General features: G+C 49.6%; 11 protein-coding genes and 2 tRNA genes. 8 read left to right on the top strand and 5 right to left on the bottom strand.

The window, feature by feature from the left end:
* Positions 1-3: 3 nt before the first annotated feature.
* Complete coding sequence (locus ABD949_RS03585) at positions 4-1,845, top strand: hypothetical protein (RefSeq protein WP_345240626.1); 1,842 nt, start codon at positions 4-6, stop codon at positions 1,843-1,845.
* Here ABD949_RS03585 and ABD949_RS03580 read toward each other — a convergent pair.
* The 3 genes from ABD949_RS03580 to ABD949_RS03570 form a co-directional block, all read right to left on the bottom strand.
* Positions 1,830-2,594, bottom strand: coding sequence for a class I SAM-dependent methyltransferase (locus tag ABD949_RS03580; RefSeq protein WP_345240624.1), 765 nt, complete (start codon positions 2,592-2,594; stop codon positions 1,830-1,832). The genes ABD949_RS03585 and ABD949_RS03580 overlap by 16 nt on opposite strands.
* Positions 2,595-2,722: 128 nt before the next feature.
* A complete protein-coding gene (locus ABD949_RS03575; protein WP_345240621.1) occupies positions 2,723-6,778 on the bottom strand; it encodes an AAA domain-containing protein in 4,056 nt (1,351 codons plus the stop codon).
* 101 nt (positions 6,779-6,879) lie between these two features.
* Positions 6,880-7,962, bottom strand: a complete 1,083-nt coding sequence (locus ABD949_RS03570; RefSeq protein ID WP_345240619.1) for a TerC/Alx family metal homeostasis membrane protein — start codon at positions 7,960-7,962, stop codon at positions 6,880-6,882.
* A 146-nt stretch (positions 7,963-8,108) separates the two neighbouring features.
* Here ABD949_RS03570 and ABD949_RS03565 point away from each other — a divergent pair, with 146 nt between their 5' ends.
* Positions 8,109-8,849, top strand: coding sequence for a glycosyltransferase family 2 protein (locus ABD949_RS03565; RefSeq protein ID WP_345240617.1), 741 nt, complete (start codon positions 8,109-8,111; stop codon positions 8,847-8,849).
* Here the strand turns inward: ABD949_RS03565 and ABD949_RS03560 are convergent.
* Positions 8,809-9,990, bottom strand: coding sequence for a type III polyketide synthase (locus tag ABD949_RS03560; RefSeq protein WP_345240615.1), 1,182 nt, complete (start codon positions 9,988-9,990; stop codon positions 8,809-8,811). The genes ABD949_RS03565 and ABD949_RS03560 overlap by 41 nt on opposite strands.
* A 92-nt stretch (positions 9,991-10,082) precedes the next feature.
* Here ABD949_RS03560 and ABD949_RS03555 point away from each other — a divergent pair, with 92 nt between their 5' ends.
* From ABD949_RS03555 to ABD949_RS03535, 6 genes are all read left to right on the top strand, one after another.
* Complete coding sequence (locus ABD949_RS03555; RefSeq protein ID WP_345240613.1) at positions 10,083-10,946, top strand: UbiA family prenyltransferase; 864 nt, start codon at positions 10,083-10,085, stop codon at positions 10,944-10,946.
* 99 nt (positions 10,947-11,045) lie between these two features.
* A tRNA-Gly gene (locus tag ABD949_RS03550) sits at positions 11,046-11,121 on the top strand.
* Between the two features lie 56 nt (positions 11,122-11,177).
* Positions 11,178-11,264: transfer RNA gene (locus tag ABD949_RS03545), tRNA-Leu, on the top strand.
* A 179-nt stretch (positions 11,265-11,443) separates the two neighbouring features.
* Entirely contained in the window at positions 11,444-11,623 is a 180-nt protein-coding gene (locus ABD949_RS30765; RefSeq protein WP_425576721.1) for a tyrosine-type recombinase/integrase, read from the top strand.
* 473 nt (positions 11,624-12,096) lie between these two features.
* Entirely contained in the window at positions 12,097-13,614 is a 1,518-nt protein-coding gene (locus tag ABD949_RS03540; RefSeq protein WP_345240611.1) for a DNA primase family protein, read from the top strand.
* A 150-nt stretch (positions 13,615-13,764) separates the two neighbouring features.
* Complete coding sequence (locus ABD949_RS03535; protein ID WP_345240610.1) at positions 13,765-14,925, top strand: DUF6371 domain-containing protein; 1,161 nt, start codon at positions 13,765-13,767, stop codon at positions 14,923-14,925.
* A 576-nt stretch (positions 14,926-15,501) separates the two neighbouring features.
* On the opposite strand, the gene ABD949_RS03530 is transcribed toward ABD949_RS03535, so the two are convergent.
* On the bottom strand, positions 15,502-17,370 hold the full coding sequence (locus tag ABD949_RS03530; protein WP_345240609.1) for an NERD domain-containing protein: 1,869 nt from the start codon (positions 17,368-17,370) through the stop codon (positions 15,502-15,504).
* Positions 17,371-17,413: the final 43 nt, after the last annotated feature.

Genomic DNA, 17,413 nt, shown 5'->3' with positions numbered 1-17,413 from the left:
TCTATGCGGCTTTCTTTCTGGATTGTTATTTTCCTGTTGGCGACAGCCCTTTACGGCCTGTTGGTTATAAAAGATTTTCAGACCCCCATTACCGGCTGGGGCGACACTGATGTTTGGGAATATTACGGCTACTACGTTGCCAACAATCTGTCCTTTACACCCTTGCCAGTGCTCGATCTGGTCAATAACCAGCTGGCGTATCCGCACGGCACCAACCAGGCTTTGCAGGATTGGGCGGTGGAGCGGGAGCTGTTTTACGCGCTTTTTTACCTGCTAACGGGTACGACCGGGCCGTATCTGCAGGTTTATCTGTTACTCTCGGCATTGGTTACGGTTTTTGGCGTATTCTGGCTGCTGAAACCCGTAACGGGTGACTCAAAGGCGGGTCTGGCTGCGCTGGTGCTGGCGTTTTGTAATTTTTACGCCATTCACAAATACCCCGGCCATCTGGCGTTTACTGCCATGCACTGGACCACGCTCGGTTTAGTGACGGACTGGTTACTGGTACGTCGGGTGTGGCTGATGCAGCCGCTTACGCTGCGTTTTCTATTACTGAAAGCCTTGTTGCTGGCGCTGGTGCTGGGGCTGAACCTGGGCTATGTAGCCGGCTATGCGCTGTCGTCGTTTACCCTGGCTGCGTTGTTTTGCGTCGGAGTCTACATCAGCCGGATACGCCGGGTGTCGCTTCCAGAGTACTTCAGGCTTGATTTGTTTGTTCATCGATGGCAGCATATAGCCCTGCTTGGCGGTATACTTGGAGCGGCCTGCCTGTATCTGCCGCTGGTCCTGCAGATTGCTGCGGCCGCTAAAAGCCTGCAGTCGGCCGATTTGCCGATGGGTGCCTTCTGGGATAACCCATTCCGGCTACTACTGCCGCTATTGCCGGGAGTCAGTCCGTACCATATCGATTACCAACCTTGGCTGCGTGATCATACGGAGGGGTTGGGGCCAACCAGTCCGGGGCTATTTCTGGTCCTGCTCAGCCTCATCGGGTTTTTCCAGGCACGGAACAAAGCCGTCTACCTGCCGCTGCTGCTGCTGATGGCCATGTGCCTGTTGTTCCATACTACCCGTATACCGACGCTCCGGGTTTTTCCCTGGTTTCTGTTTACACGAGTATCGTCCCGCGCTACACTCATCTACCCGATTATTTTGACCCTGCTGGCTTTATCGGTAGACTGGAAACGGTTGCCGCTCCTGCTGCTCAGTCTGGTTGTAACGCTGGCCCTGGCAGAAACAATTACTTCTTACCAGTTTCATACGCTCTACTACCAACCCGTAAAGCTGGACCGGAATTTTTACGCCTATATGAATACAGTAAAGCAGACCCCTGGCGAGGCCGTACTCGACTGGCCATTCTGCACGCTGGGCGACAATGGTATAGGCGAAGATCTTTGCCCGTTCTTCTACCAGACGTCCGGCACGTTTGCCCTGCGCCGGTTTCACGACAAGAAGGTTATCGGCTTTTTTCTGGGTCGATTGCACCCCTCGCAGGTTGCGCCCTTTCAGCGTGCGAACTGGCCTTGTCTGTTTGTGCCAGATGATACGGATATGTTCAAATCGACCCGGCAGCGCCGGTGCCTTACCGAGGCCGAAATGCAGTTCTTCGCCGATTTTTTTACTTACAACGACTTCAGCGGTATCAACCTCTACCCGGATCTGCTGGCTCCTGGCTGTGAAGAGGCCTTTTACCGGCGGTTTGGCCGGCCGGTGGCTGAAACCAATATCGCTATGTCCAGCCGGATGGTGTTTATTCCCAAGCCCGATTCGCTGCGGGCACGACTGAATCCGGCACTGGGTAAACGCATCCGGTTTGCCTGTCCGGACGATCAGGCGGGCCGCTGATACACCACAAATACCGAACTGCCGAAGGGGGCTTTTGAGAAAACCTGTTCTTCGGCCCGCACCAGGCCGTACAGCAGTCCGTTGACACCATCGCCGGGATAGCCCACATCGGAGTGCAGGTTTTGCAGTTGCAGGATGTTTAGCCGCAAGGCCAGCAGTTGCGCTTTGCGGTACGACCAGATAAGCGGAGCCAGCAGAAAACTCCAGTAGGTGCCGTACCGAAGCGACATGTTTACCGCCTTACCGAAGCCTTTAAACTCGTCCAGTGTGAACCGTCGGGGTATTTTCAGGACAATCGAGTGAACGCCCTCAAAGGCCTTCAGGGCATTGTTATTGGTAATGAGCAGACCACCTGGTTTTAACCGGTTCCGGAACTCCGTCAGAATGTGCCGGATTTCGTCGTCGGAGAAATAGCAGAGTACGTCGTTACAGATAATCACATCGAATGGCTCAGGTGGCAGCGTACCTACATCGCGCAGATCCAGTTGGCCGACGTTTAGACCACGGGAGCGGGTGAAAGCAACAGCATCTTCCGACAGATCAAGGCCTCGCAGGTTCCGGTAGCCGTTATGCTGCAGGAACGATAGCATGCCGCCTGTTCCGCAGCCCGCATCCAGAATCCGGAGCTCCCGGCTGTCCCCAAACTGCCGCTGAATCTGCCGCATTACCTTCCCGTGCAGAATCCGGTACCACCACAGCCGGGACTCCACCCGGAACATTGCTTCGTATTCTTCGTGTAAACCAATCATGTTTCTAGTTTCAACCGGGCGGCCGTCGGACTGCCGAAGCGGTGCTGTTTCAGGTTCCAGGTTAGTTGATAGTCTATTAGGCTAAAACCGCCGGGCGGCCGCGTTGAAACCTGGAACTTGAAACAAATTTAGATCTTTCCCCGCCAGTACTCCCGACTATAAATCCGCCGGTGCGGCCAGTGTTTGGCGCGAAGGGCGAAGGGGGTGTAGGCGTGGGCATCTTTGGGACTTTGCTGGTAATACTGGTCGTCGTCGGTCAGCAGGAGCGATTTGTAGTTTTTTCCATCCTTAACAGTCAGGTCAGCAAACGGTAGCTCCGGCCGCCAGTCGGGGTGGCGGGTAGTAAGTTTATCTTTCAACAGCGCACCGGAGCGAAGCGTATCGGTGGGGCGGGGCTGCGGACGAAACTGCCCTTCGGCTACCTGGCGGGCGTAAGCCAGGTAAGCTTTCAGGAGTTTTGGCCCTTCGTTGGTGGTTTGTTCTACATTTAACTGCTCGGGCCAGAGGCTGGTCACAATATAAATGCGCTCTCGTGCCCGCGTGATGGCCACGTTCAGTCGGTTTTCGCCACCGACTGCGTTCAGGCTGCCAAACTGCATGGCCAGCCGTCCCGACTCATCCGGCGCATACCCCAGCGAGAAGACGATAATGTCCCGCTCGTCGCCCTGCACATTTTCGATGTTTTTTACGAAGGTTACCTCGCTGGTCAGCTCCTTGTCGAAGGTAGCCAGGGGAAGGTTCCTGAGTTCACCGGCGGCCATTGGGTTCTGGCGGTCCACTTCCGGATGGAAATAGCCATCCAGCCGCTCCTGAATCAACTGCTGCTGCGCGTAATTAAACGTAACGATGCCGACCGATTTACCCGGCTGCTCCACGGCGAGCTGTTCGAGTAACTGCAGTACCTTTTCGGCTTCAACAGGATTGGTATTCTGTTGCCAGGTTCCGTTTACCTTCAGGTAGTGGATGGCCGGTTCGTGCCGGTTTACGTCGTGGCAGTCGGGCAGCAGCGTCAGGCGATTGCGGTAAAAATACTGATTCGAGAAGGTGATGAGGTCCAGCGAGCGGCTGCGGTAATGGCCCGTCAGCGACACCTGCGGGAGGTACTGGGCTGCCAGATCGAGCAGGGATTCTACTTCCAGCACGACCGGGGTTTCGTCATTGGTTTCCTCTTCAAACCGGATGCGGTAAAGATCGCTGGGCCGGAGTTGCTGCTTATCGCCAGTCACCACTACCTGATTCCCCCGGAACATAGCCGGCAGGCCGCTTTCGGCAAAGCATTGCGAAGCCTCATCGAAAATAACCAGGTCGAACAGTCCTTCCTGAAGCGGAAACATCGCCGACACCGATTCGGGTGACGCCATCCAGCAAGGTACCAGTTTAAAGATTTCGTCGGCGTACTGCTCCATCAGCTTCCGCACGGGCCAGATGTTACGCCGTTTGGTGGTCTGGTGCAGCAATTCGCGGTAGGTGACCTGGTTGTTCAGCCGGTTAAAGGTCAGGTTTTTATGAGTCTGTTCTCGTAATTTAACAAGCAGCATATCCCGGCTGAGGGCCTGCTTTTTGCGCATACTATCCTGCAGGTCGTGTTCAATCTGCTCGTTTTTCAGCGACGACACTCCCCGCAGCATCGGGTACTTTGTTTCAATGTGTTCGATCCAGGCCAGGCGGAGGGCGTTCTGAAACAGCGTGGCTACCTGCTCCGGTGTTCCGGCTTCAGCCCCATTTTCAGCAGGAGCAGCAGGGGGTAGCGCATCATACAGCCGGTCAACGATGGTTTGCTCCTCATCGCTGAAGTTTTCCCAGGCTTTATCCGTATCGACAAGTAAATCAAAGTCGTCGTGGAGCGTATGCCGCAGCCGTTCGGCATAATCCCGATCACGCCAGGCTTTTTCGATCTGCCCGTCCGTTAGGTAGGTCTGCCAGTCGGCTTGTTGCTGAAGTACCTGAAATGCCAAGGGTGACAGCGCCCGTATGGTTTTGGTGAACGACTGAAAACTCTCCCAGACCGCCGGTGGCAAATAGCTAGTGGCAGACAGGTGCCGGAGCTGTTCGGCGGCTTCGCTGGCGCGGCAGAGCAACCGCAGGCTATCGGGCTCGTCGGGCAGGGCCGGCGAAAGCGTCAGCAGCGGCCTGGTCTGCTGACGGACCGATTCCAGTTGCATACGCTTCTCAACTTTATGGGTAAGTGTATCCAGATCGTCAGCCGAAACCGTTAGGGCATTGGCGGCTGTTACCTGCCGCAGTTGTTCTTTGCCATGCCCACGCAACTGCCACCAGTTCCACGAGACCCAGGAATTTCGGGCCTGTCGGGCTTCGTCGAGCAGGCTGCGGAAGGCTGGAAGTTCGTCCGGCGGCAGCGTCGTTTCCGGACCGGGAGTATCCAGCGCTTCGATCCAACTGCTGGCCAGCTTCTCCAACTGCTGTTTGGCAGTAGTCCGGGCCGGATGCGTCGGGTGATCGATAAAGAAACGAACGATACGCCAGATCCGCTCGGCCTCCGGTCCGTCGAGCAACGCAATCACCGCAGCCAGTTGGTCGGCCTGGCTGTGCCAATGCTGCCACTCGGTCAGCGTCAGCGTTCGGCCGATTAAGTGATTGGTTTGCTGATTACTGGTCTGGGCTGTTTCTGGTATAGCACGGATCACTTCTTCCGCTGCCGACAGGGCTGATGCCGGGAACTGGCTAAAGGATACCCGTTCGGCAAACAGGTGCTCGGCAGGGAGCCGCTGCCGATAGGTGGTATATTCCGTCAGCTTACGCAGAAAGTTGTTCAGCGTATCAAATCTGAACTGCGCATAATAATCTTTCAGCGGTATGGTGGGTGCGTTGGGGCTACTGGTCAGGTATAATTCCTTTACTGATAAACCACAGTCGCGGGTATCGAAAAGTGCCTCCTTAAAGGCCTGTAACTCGGCCGTTAACTGATCTATTTTTCGACTTTCAGCGTCAAAGTCGCGCTCCATCACCACGGCATCGAGGCTGTAGTTCTGTCGCTTGTAGGTATCTACCAGGTCAATCTGAGTGGCAATCTGGCTGTAGAGTGGTTTGCGGTCGTTCTGAAAGTCATGGATCAGGGCCACAAACGGCTCCATGCCTACCTGTCGCAGGCGGTTGTAGACCACATCCAGCGCGGCCCGTTTCTGGCAAACCAACAGCACCCGTCTGCCTTGGGCGGCACCGTCGGCCATCAGGTTGGCGATAAGCTGCGATTTACCCGTACCGGGAGGACCCTGCACCACCAGCGACTGCCCGGCTTTTACAGCCCGCACGGCGGCTTCCTGCGACCCGTCCATCGGCAGCGGAGTCCGCATATGTTCTTCACGGATCTGATTACGGGGTACCGATTTTGGCGCGGTAAACGGGATGCCGGCTCCGTTTCGCGTACCACTGTCAGGTCCCTGGCTTCGGCCGGCGCGGGCAATCAGTCGATCGTAATCCGGAGCCAGGAACGATCCCGCCTGTGGAAAGATGCCCAGCACAGCCTCCGGATACAGCTTCAATTCGCCCGTTCGCTCCTGCGCATCCAGGTTCTTTAGCGACTGCTTATCAAACGGCAGGAGTTTATTTTCAAAAAGCTCTTGGTTGAAGTTGATCTCCAGCGGACTGGCTTTCAGCCATTCGTACAGCTGAATCCGAAATGCCAGCGCGTCGTGGGGGAAATCGGTAAAATCTTTTTCGAGGTATTCGTCCGGAATAGAGACCTTGTTGAAATGGGCGTAGGCCAGAAAAATAGTGGAGTTGATAATGGCGATCTCGTCACCCCGGCGGGTAAGCTGCCATTGTTTGTCTTCCTGCTCCAGATGAACCGGAAAAAACAGCAGCGGGCCGTGTACCACTGTGCCATCCATCAGTTTCCCCCGGACAAACGGGTAGCCTACGTACAGATCCCAGGTGCCGCGTTCTTCCTCAATAAATTGCTCTGTCCGGGCAATCCGCCGAAGCTTCCGGCTGACCTCATTGACCCGCTGGTTTCGGCTGTCGAGTACATCGCAAATGGGAATCGCCGGCCGCTGGGCAATGAGTTGGGTAATCAGATCGAAAGAGGGACGGTTGAGCAGAAAGTCGGTTTCGTGCAGGTCCAGAAACTGCTCGGCGGGCAAACTGGTCAGCAGTAAGGATCGGTTCCGGCTGCTGAGGTTAGTCAGCCGTTTGCGGTAAACTTTCAGGATGTCGGGCGTGAACATGGCAGGGCAATATACCACCAAAAACAACACACGGATGCAGGAGGTTTACGTTAGTATGTAAATCTCTGCATCCGTGTATTCATGTTCTATCCAACGGCTCGTCAGACCCTGATTTCCTCGTCTTTCTCTACCATTTCCTTCTCCGGAATCAGCCAGGAAGCCAGAATACTTACCCCCAGAATCGTCAGGATAATGTACAGTGAGTAGACCGTTTCAAAGCCAATTTTGTCCAGATAGGAGTGAGCCAGCATCTTCAGACCGATAAACGTCAGCAGCGCGGCCAAACCTACCTTCAGAAAACGGAACTGGCTCATGATGCTCGACAGGAAGAAGAACATCGACCGCAGCCCCATAATGGCAAACACATTGGAGAAAAAGACGATGTACGGGTCTTTGGTGATCGAGAAGATCGCCGGGATCGAGTCGACTGCAAAGACCAGGTCGGTAAAGGCCACGACCACCACCACAATAAACAGGGGGGTGACAAATAGCTTCCCGTCGGTTTTGCGCCGGACAAAAAAGTGGTCGATCACGTTCCGGCGGTACACGTTCAGGTACTTGGCCGTAATCTTCACCACCGGGTGGTTTTTGGGCTCAATTTTCTCGTCCTCGTCTTTCTGGAAGAACAGGTTGACACCGGTATACACCAGAAACGCCCCGAAGATGTAGATGATCCAGTCGAAACGCTGCAGCAGGGCCGAGCCGACAAAAATAAATACAAACCGGAGGACGATGGCCCCCAGAATTCCCCAGACAAGAATCTTTTTGTAAAACCGCTCCCGGACGCCAAACGACGCGAAAATCATGATAAACACGAAGATGTTGTCGGCCGACAGCGAGTACTCGACCAGATAACCGGTGATGTATTCCAGCGCCATATTGTTCTGGAACCGCGCCAAACTGGCCTCAAAATTACCGGCGACCAGGTCAACCTGGGGGGCGTAGAGGTTTCGGATCTCTTCGAGCCGGGCCATTGTATCGATGCCGTGGATCAGGTATCCGTACTGTTTTATAAAAAAATAAAAAGCGATCGATAACGCTACCCAGATGGCGCTCCAGATCCCCGCTTCTTTAAAACTAACAATGTGGCTTTTTTGCCGGGTCAGCAGACCAAGGTCCAGTGCCATTACAAACAGCACAAAAGCGGCAAATGCCAGAAAAAATAAGGTTTCGCTATCCAGCATGTTTCTAATAAATTACTAATAAGAGAACGCCGGTTGATAAAAGAAAGTTGACGTTCAGGCGCAAAAAACGGCGCAATATCGGCAAAGGAATTTGTTCCTGCTCAGGAAATGTTGGCGTATTGCGTTTCGCTCCTTAGTTTCGCGCCATGTTTAATGGTAAAAAAGTGATTGTGGTGATGCCGGCTTACCGGGCAGCACTAACGCTGGAGCGTACCTACCGTGAAATTCCGCTTGATCTGGTTGATGATGTAATTCTGGTGGATGATGCCAGTCCCGATAATACCGTGGAGGTGGCCCGCCAACTGGGTATCCGGCATGTGATCCGCCACGACCGCAACAAAGGATATGGCGGTAATCAGAAAACCTGCTACCGCAAGGCGCTTGAATTAGGGGGCGATATTGTAGTGATGCTCCACCCCGACTATCAGTACACGCCGATGCTGCTGCCGGCCATGGTCTCGATCATCGGCAACGACTTGTATCCGGTGGTGTTCGCGTCGAGAATCCTGGGCAAGGGCGCGCTGAAGGGCGGAATGCCCATGTACAAATATATTGCCAATCGCTTTTTGACGTTCACGCAGAACCTGCTGATGAACCAGAAGCTGTCGGAATACCATACCGGCTACCGGGCCTTCTCCGGGGAGGTGCTCCGGAAGCTGGATTTCACCCACAACTCCGACGACTTCATCTTCGACAACGAGATGATTGCCCAGATCTTCTACAAGGGATTTGAGATTGGCGAAGTAACCTGCCCCACCAAGTATTTTGAAGAAGCCTCGTCTATCAACTTCCGACGGAGCAGCATCTACGGCCTGGGCGTGCTGAAAGTTTCGCTCTACTATATGCTTACGAAACTGGGACTGATGCGCTGGAAGCTGCTGCAGTGACCCGCTCCGGCTGCGTCATATTCATCTCCAGAATCATCGACTCCAGCGTGAGGCCGGGTCCGAAGGCACAGCTCAGAATGTTGGGCTGCGCGTCGGCCGTGCCCTGGGTCAGCACTTCACGCCAGATCGCCGTCAGCACAAACAACACCGTGGCCGATGACATATTACCGTATTGCCGCAACACTTCGTAGGCGTAGCGGTTCTGCTCCGGTTCGAGGCCCAGTTGCTGCTCAATCACCTCCAGAATTCGCCGGCCGCCCGGATGCAGGGCATAATACCCGATGTCGCCGATGGTGAGGCCGCTTTTTTCCAGCAACCGCGACATCAGCTTACCGATACCGTTGCGGATTACCGCGGGTACCTCCTGCGTCAGCGTCATTTCAAAGCCGTGGTCGTTGACGTGCCAGGCCATTTCGTCTTTTCCCTCCGGCAGCAAATCGCAGTAAAACGTTCGCATCCGCAGGGATCGTTCCGCTCTGGGTTGCGCTTCTACCAGCACGGCGGCTGCGCCATCGGCAAAGAGGGCGTTGGAGAGCAGATGGTCGGTTTCCGACCGTTTCTGAAAATGAAGCGTGCAGAGCTCAATGGATACCACCAGCACTTTGGCGTCTGGGTCGGCCCGTACAATGGCATCGGCGGTCTTCAGGCCGTTGAACGCTCCGTAGCAACCCATAAAGTTGATTGCCAGCCGTTGGGTGGTCGAGGGCAGATCAATTGCTTCCAGGATTTCGATATCCGGACCGGGATTGGCCAGGCCGGTACAACTTACCACAATCAGGTGGGTAATTTGCCGGAGTTCGAACTCCGGATAATCGGCCAGGCAGTTGCGAATGGCCTTGACCGCCAGGGGTGTGGCTTCCGTACGATAAATAGCCATGCGCTGACCCACCGTTGGGAAAGGTTCCAGGCCGGGCGTATTCGGATAAAATGTAAATTTACCTAAGCGCAGTCCATAGTCAGGTAGCACCGAGTGGCGCTGCTCAATGCGGGTCTGGCGGTAAATGGTTTGTAGGCGCCGTTGTTCGCGCTCATCAAACTGCAGCGCGTCGGCCATAAACTCGGCGATTTTAGACTGCGGTATGGCATAGGCCGGTACGGCAGTGCCCAATGCGTTGATATAACTGCTATGCTGATTTGGCATATCGGAACGTCGCTCAAAGGTATTGGGGGTATAACTATCAGTTGTATGATAATGTTGGTGGTCTTATGGTAACACAGGAAAAAAGCAGACGTATGACCGCCCGAGCGGTCTGGTTGCATCTGCGGGTACCGTTCTCGTTCTTTCTGCTGCCCGTCTTCTGGTTTGCCTTAAGCCAGTCCCCTCAGTCGGACACCGGCCGGGCCCTGGCGGTAGTGCTCATCATCCACCTGCTGCTTTACCCGGCCAGCAACGCCTACAACAGCTATTATGATAAAGACGAGGGCAGCATCGGTATTCTGGAAGCGCCCCCGCCCGTCGACCGGACGCTGTTTTACGTCGCCTGGGGACTCGACCTTATTGCGCTGGTGCTGGGCGCGTTCATCGGCTGGCCGTTTGTGCTGTACCTGCTCGTTTACGGGGCCATCTCTAAAGCCTACAGCAACGACCGCATCCGGCTCAAAAAGTATCCGGTTATCAGCTGGCTGGTGGTGGGCTTCTTTCAGGGCGGCTTTACCTACCTGATGACCTACCAGGCCATTAACGACCTGCCGCTGTGGGCCCTGACTGAACCCAGGCCGCTGCTGGCAGGCCTGCTCTGCACACTGAACCTGCTGGCGATTTATCCTATTACCCAGGTGTACCAGCACGACGAAGACAGCCGCCGGGGCGACCTGACCATGAGCCGGCTGCTGGGCATCCGGGGCACGTTTGTCTGCGCCATTGCGATGTTTGGCCTGTCGGTAACAGGCTATTACTTCTATTTCGAGGGTGGCTCACCATTTTATATGCTGCTGGGTTACCTGCTGCCGGCGGCCGGTTTCTTTCTGTTCTGGTACTGGCAGGTCTACCACGATACGGGCAAGGCCAACTTCCGCTCGGCCATGCGGATGACCCTGTTGGCGGGTTTGGGCCTGAACGCTTTTTTTCTGACATTGCTGCTGCTAAACCGTTCGTAGCCAGTGCGGAGCACATGTTCTGGCGTGGTTTTCTAAATTTTTTCGGCAAAACCACTTGACAAATGGCGGAGATGCCTTAATTTTGCATCACCAAACAACGCGAAAGTAGCTCAGCTGGTAGAGCGCGACCTTGCCAAGGTCGAGGTCGCGGGTTCGAACCCCGTCTTTCGCTCCAGAAAAAGGCACCGACCCCGGTGCTTTTTTTGTAGAGTGCGGATTTTACCAATCCGAGCCGGGATGGCGGAATAGGTAGACGCGCAGGACTTAAAATCCTGTGATCCGTAAAAGGTCGTGCGGGTTCGATTCCCGCTCCCGGTACTTTTAAAAGGCTGTAATTCGCTGTTTATCAGTGCGTTATGGCCTTTTTTGTTTGTGTTTAGTGAAACTATAGTGAAACAGGATTTTGCCTGTTGCTCAAGAAATTTACGTAGAAAAAAGCAAATTATCAACCGGCTCTTCTTACCTGTTTCTGCCACAGGGACAGGCATATTACGCCGGTGCAGATAGAGAACCGATTATGCAAGCTGAACCGGCAAATTAATAACGACCTGAAGGAGATTGGCCGAAAGAAAAAAATTAACCTGCCGTTAACGACCTATGTGGCTCGACACTCCTTCGCCACAACGCTAAAAAAGAGCGGTACGCCAATAGCAGTCATTAGCCAGTTGATGGCATGACAGGGAGCAGACTACCCGCATTTATCTGGACAGCTTTGAGAATGAAGTGTTGGATGATGCACTGAATGCTTTTCTGTAACGCTGTATGCCGTGTAGTGCCACATTTAATGTAAAACCCTCTTAATAACCCATTACAATTTTTCTATCCGCTTTGGGTCGCTAAAGAGGACCCTATCATACTTTAATATAGAGAGGCCGCCAACAAAGCGGCCTTTTTCAATATCCAAATTAGTTAAATGAATAATAGTTAAATGTATATTATTTATTTGGCTAATCTGTGATTTACTTAATTAAAATTTGGTTAAGGGCTTGTGTTTACCAAAAACGTGCTATACCTTTGAGCTGTTAAATCAAAAAAGAAGGTCAAAACTAATTATAGAATATATCAAAATTAGAATGTATAGTCCACGGAGAGACTGATAACTATTTAAGTAAGTATTTTAATAAATTAGTAACAAAAGGTAAGTTAAAGAATGACAGTAAAAAACAAAGTAGTTCATACTAATAATGAGGTTAACCAACCTCAGCAGCAACCAACAACCAATCTTTCAGATGCAGAAACATCCAACGCAACTGAAATTCCACCAAGCATAGAGGTGAAAACGGAAGAAACCACGGGGCTGGTGCTGAGGGATCCAGCCGAACTTCTGGATAGCATGCTGGAACAGGTTGGCCTCAAGGACTTTAAGCAAGCCCTGACCAAGGATAAAGAACAGCTCAAAGACAAGCATCAGCAGATTATTGTAGTGGAAACGATTATGGAGATTGCTGACCATAATAAATGGGGGCTTTGCAAGCAAAACGCCTTCCTATACATCTACAATGGAGCGTATTGGCAGGTAGTTGAGGAACATGTAATTCGGACTTTTTTAAAGAAAGCCGCCGAGAAAATGGGCGTTGATAAGTACGATGCCAGATATTTTGTTTTTGGTGACCAGCTTGTTAAGCAATTCAGTGACCAAGGCTACTTACCGGCTCCAAAAGGACGTACCGATTGTATTCTCATTAATCTGCTTAACGGAACCTTTGAGATTACCAGTGAGGGTCAGCGACTACGGTCGCATGACAGCGGCGACTTTCTGACCTATCAATTACCTTTTTCTTATGATCCCAGTGCAAAGGCACCCCAATGGCAGCAGTTTTTGGATAAAGTACTACCCGACAAAGAGTGCCAGAAAGTACTCGCTGAATTTATCGGGTATCTCTTTGTTAGCGCATCCCTGCTCAAACTGGAGAAGGCACTGCTTCTATTCGGTAGTGGAGCCAATGGTAAGTCCGTCTTTTTTGAGGTGATTATGGCACTACTCGGACCGGAGAACGTCAGTAATTATTCTTTGAACAGTTTAACCAACGACCCGGCTTATCACCGTGCCCACTTAGCTAATAAAATACTCAATTATGCAAGTGAGATCAACGGTAGACTGGAGGCCAGCATTTTCAAGCAGTTAGTTTCGGGTGAACCGGTAGAGGCAAGATTGCCTTATGGGCAGCCCTTTATCATGCACCGGTATGCCAAACTAATTTTCAACACCAATGAGCTACCTACCGATGTGGAGCATACGAATGCGTTCTTTCGCCGATTTTTGATTGTGCCGTTCTCAGTAACCATTCCGGAAGCGGAGCAGGATAAGGAATTAGCGACTAAAATCATTGAGTCGGAACTCTCCGGAGTATTTAATTGGGTACTGGATGGATTAAACCGCCTTCTCCAGCAGAAGAAGTTCACGGACTGCAAAGCCATTCTTCAGCAGCTGGAAAGCTACAAACGGGAGTCTGACAGTGTACATCTGTTTTTGAACGAGAACGAATACACACCTGACCCATGTGATTTGCGTCCCTTGAAAGACCTCTACCATGAATACAGGGGGTTCTGTGTGGATGAGGGATACAAACCGGTGAGTTCCAAAAACTTTAAAAAACGACTGGAGAACATCGGAATAACGATCGAGAAGAAGTCTATTGGACTAAGCGTTTATATCCGGAAATTTTAAAATCCCCTTCTGTTAAAAAACATCTTTTCTGAACGTCACTTTTGTCACTTTCGTCATGGTCTCTCCTGATTATCGGAGCTGCATTATGACGGAAGTGACGGAAATGACGCAACTAAAAACAATTTTTTAAACAATAATTATATAAAGAACATGAGCAACAAAAAGGATTACCGCTACCAGTTCGAGAAAAAAGGTAGCCAACATAACTGTCCCGAATGTGGCGAGAAAAAGGAATACACCCGGTATGTAGATACCTACACGGGCGAGTTACTGCCTGAAGAATACGGCCGTTGCAACCAAGAGGATAAATGCGGTTATTTCATAAGCCCCTACCATAAAGACTCGTCAGGTACAAGCTATTCCGATAGAGTGTGGGCAAAAAGCCAAATACCAAGTAGGTTCTTTGCAAAAGCTTACGGGTTAAAGGATGAAGGTTACAATTATGATGACACGCTCCATCTTTTAAAAAAGTATGATGAACTGAGTTTTTCCCAAGCTGTCGATGTTGTTGACTATGTATACAAAATCGGAAAGGGGTCACTGAAGGTATATGAAGAACCTTCAAGCCCATCGACTCAACTCACAATACCTGAAGAGGTATACCGGCAAACACTAAAATCCTACTTCCGGAACAATTTTGCCTTATTGTTGAACCATCTGTTTGGTGATGAAAAGAAGATGGAACTGATAGAACGCTTTCAAGTAGGTACCTTAGATGAATGGCCTAAGAGTGATGAGCGGGGTGGCACAATCTTCTGGATTATCGATGAACATGAAAATGTAAGAGGTGGGCAGTTGAAGTTGTTTAGTAGAGACGGGCATACTAAAGAAAATAGTTGGATACATACATCTTTAATTCATCAGTACACTAAACGATTGAAACTCATACCTAATTGGTTGTACGAGTATGCTCATGAAAACGACAACAAATGGCCTGTTCCTTTCGGTCTTCATCAGCTAGCTACCGAACCACATGACAAGCCAGTGGCTATAGTAGAAGCTTGCAAGACAGCAGTAATATGTACCGGCTATCTACCGGAGTACATCTGGATGGCAGTAGGTGGGTTAAGCTTTTTGAATGCCGAACGATTAACCCCTTTGAAGCACCGGGATATTACCCTCTTCCCGGATGCGAGCAAAGGCGGAAGTACCTTTCGCAAGTGGAGCCAGAAGGCAGAAGAGCTGAATAAATTAGGTTTCCGGGTAACGGTTGACAACCGCGTTGAGAAGCAGGCCACCTATGACCAGAAAGTACAAGGATGCGATCTGGCGGATTTGTTAATTGGGCCAAAACCGATAAAGTTGTGGTAAGCTGTTAAATAAAGAGAAAGCCGATCAAATTAGTGATCGGCTTTTTTGTTTTTAGGTGATAAAGTAGTAAAATCACTCTAGCAATTTGAATGTCAAGAGGATAAGGTTATGCGGCAGAGATGCAGCGATTAACGTGCTACGTAGACAAAGGGTATTTACTGTTTTTTCAGTGGGTAAAGCTAACTTCTTATTTGAGCAGAGACGAACTGGGTTGGTATCAAAAAAAGTACTTTACCTTCTTATTAAAAAGAAGCTTTATTTTGCGCAATATAATTTGGACAATTAGCTGAATTTTAGCTTTTCAAATACCCGTTTTTCGTGTTCGGCGCTAATCCGACCGCCTTCTGTAGCTCTTCCATCATGCTCTACCCGACATGCGTTTAATTGCTGGAAGTAGTCTCAAGGGAAGGTCCAAAGATTAAGTAAGGTAAAGCCGGTTGTCCAACGATCAATGGCTTTGCGTTAGGCGGGTTGCGGAGCACAAAACTGTTTGCCAGCACTGAACTTGAATAGAAGCACTTAGCTCCTAATTTACACGGTACAAGCGATTGCGGCTAACAGATGTTAGCGCGATATTTATTGTTCGTTCCATTTTTTAGGGAATCTGTCTCCAAATGTATCGTAACGCTTATTCGCGTTCAAAATAATTACATTTTCTCTTGTTCTCGTCAAAGCAGTGTAAACAATAGCATCTAATTTTTTATTGCTCTCTAGGGCTCGTTCAGGAATATACAGAACAATATTTAAGAGTTCCCATCCTTTAAAACTATGAATAGTTGACATCTTCAATCTACTGTCACCCATCCAAAATGCCTTTTTGTGAGGATGGAATCTTGCTTCTGTATCTTCTTCAAAAACATGATTGACCTCAATTTTTTTGTCTCGAAACATTTGAACCGCTTCTTTGCCTAATCTGTGACTTGGTAAAAGAATTACCATATCAGAAGGGCTGTAACCTTCTTTCTTAAGCCTTAAAAAGGCGTTAAGAATATAGTATTGCCATTCTTCTTCTGAAATATTTAGCCAAATAATATGGTGTGAATGAACTAATACAGGGTTATCTTCGAACTTTCCAACTTTTAGTTCCTGATTTAGTTCAAATATTTCACTGAATTCATTTGACATAACAGCGACTTTTTTTGGGAGTCTGAATGTTATGGTTAAATCAATATAAGGTTCACTAAATTTTTCAAGCCCCGCTCTTGTAACACGTTTGTCTAACCAGTCAAGTTCTCTATCAAATATGTTCTGTCTTTTGTCGCACACGATTAATGCTTCATCTCTATTGGAAAGAAAATATTTATCAAGCATTGAATACCATTCGTAGTGATAATCTTGTCCTTCATCAATTAGTATTGCGTCGTACTTTTGATACCTTTTCCCTCGGATTGCTTGAATTACAGCGTTTGGAACAGTAGCTTTAAAGAAATATTCTAAAGCTTTTTCAAATGCTTGTTGGTCTCTGTATTCCTTTCTTTCAGGTGATTTTGGCCATTTTTGCTCGAATTCATTTAGCTTATCCTTACAAAAACCGTGAAAATGTGTAAAAGTAAATTTATCCCATCTAAAAGCGAAAGGTGAACGAGCAACCATATCTTTCACATAATGCCAAAGTGTTATGTTGAATGATATAATTAAAACATTGTAGCCTTGGGACGCTAGTTTCCCTGCCCTGTAAGCAAGTGCTTGTGTCTTTCCACTGCCTGCAACGCCACGAACCCGGTAATGTCCACTTTTAGGCTCAGCAACCTTAAATTGATTGCCACGAAGTTTTAAAATAGTTCCTTGTTCTATACTATGGAAAGGTGGTATTAACCAAAACAAAATATCTTCATTCCAGTTTCTATTCCAATAATAACTACTACTCGTATTAACGTCTGGAACAATTTCATTTAAACGATTTTCTACAAGGCTGTCATAACCGAAAAATGGAAAATATTTGAAGTCTTTTATTTTTGATCCCAATTTTCCTCTGCATATATCTGTTTTGGCTTTGTGAAAATAAATACCTGTTTTTATAAGTCCATAATTTTTTTCATCTCGGTCAATAGCTTCACCTATGTTAGGTACTAATTGCCCTATTAATTTTTCTTTGTAATATTGAACTTGGTCAATTGGACTTTTTTTTTGGTATGAACCACATCCGTCATTAACAAAAAGTTCTCCTTTTTCATATTTATACATGTCTAAATTCCAGTCCTTGACTTCATAAATTACAATTCCAACTTGTGGATTAAAAATAACTATGTCCGGTCTTGTGCCATTTAAAAATGGTTGTGCAAATATTAGCCAACCTTGGTATTGCTTTAGTCCTTGTTCATTTTTCCAGTTTGGGTCTTTTGGTAAGAAGGCATCAAGGTATTTAATTAAGGCTTTTTCGCCAGCAGTCAACGGGTTGTTCTGCTCTTCTAATTGTTGCCAAGTTGGGTATAATCTATTTTCCATTGATAATGTGTCGCTATGAGACGGCTTCTATGTACATGGTTTC

The organism is Nibrella saemangeumensis (assembly GCF_039541915.1).
GTDB classification, from domain to species: Bacteria; Bacteroidota; Bacteroidia; order Cytophagales; family Spirosomataceae; genus Nibrella; species Nibrella saemangeumensis.
This window is presented reverse-complemented; position numbering and strand designations above follow the sequence as displayed.

Coding starts and splice junctions, on each gene's coding strand:
- ABD949_RS03585 (WP_345240626.1), top strand. CDS start 4: ATGCGGCTTTCTTTCTGGATTGTTATTTTCCTGTTGGCGACAGCCCTT.
- ABD949_RS03560 (WP_345240615.1), bottom strand. CDS start 9,990: ATGCCAAATCAGCATAGCAGTTATATCAACGCATTGGGCACTGCCGTA.
- ABD949_RS03540 (WP_345240611.1), top strand. CDS start 12,097: ATGACAGTAAAAAACAAAGTAGTTCATACTAATAATGAGGTTAACCAA.
- ABD949_RS03580 (WP_345240624.1), bottom strand. CDS start 2,594: ATGATTGGTTTACACGAAGAATACGAAGCAATGTTCCGGGTGGAGTCC.
- ABD949_RS03565 (WP_345240617.1), top strand. CDS start 8,109: ATGTTTAATGGTAAAAAAGTGATTGTGGTGATGCCGGCTTACCGGGCA.
- ABD949_RS03575 (WP_345240621.1), bottom strand. CDS start 6,778: ATGTTCACGCCCGACATCCTGAAAGTTTACCGCAAACGGCTGACTAAC.
- ABD949_RS03535 (WP_345240610.1), top strand. CDS start 13,765: ATGAGCAACAAAAAGGATTACCGCTACCAGTTCGAGAAAAAAGGTAGC.
- ABD949_RS03570 (WP_345240619.1), bottom strand. CDS start 7,962: ATGCTGGATAGCGAAACCTTATTTTTTCTGGCATTTGCCGCTTTTGTG.
- ABD949_RS03555 (WP_345240613.1), top strand. CDS start 10,083: ATGACCGCCCGAGCGGTCTGGTTGCATCTGCGGGTACCGTTCTCGTTC.
- ABD949_RS03530 (WP_345240609.1), bottom strand. CDS start 17,370: ATGGAAAATAGATTATACCCAACTTGGCAACAATTAGAAGAGCAGAAC.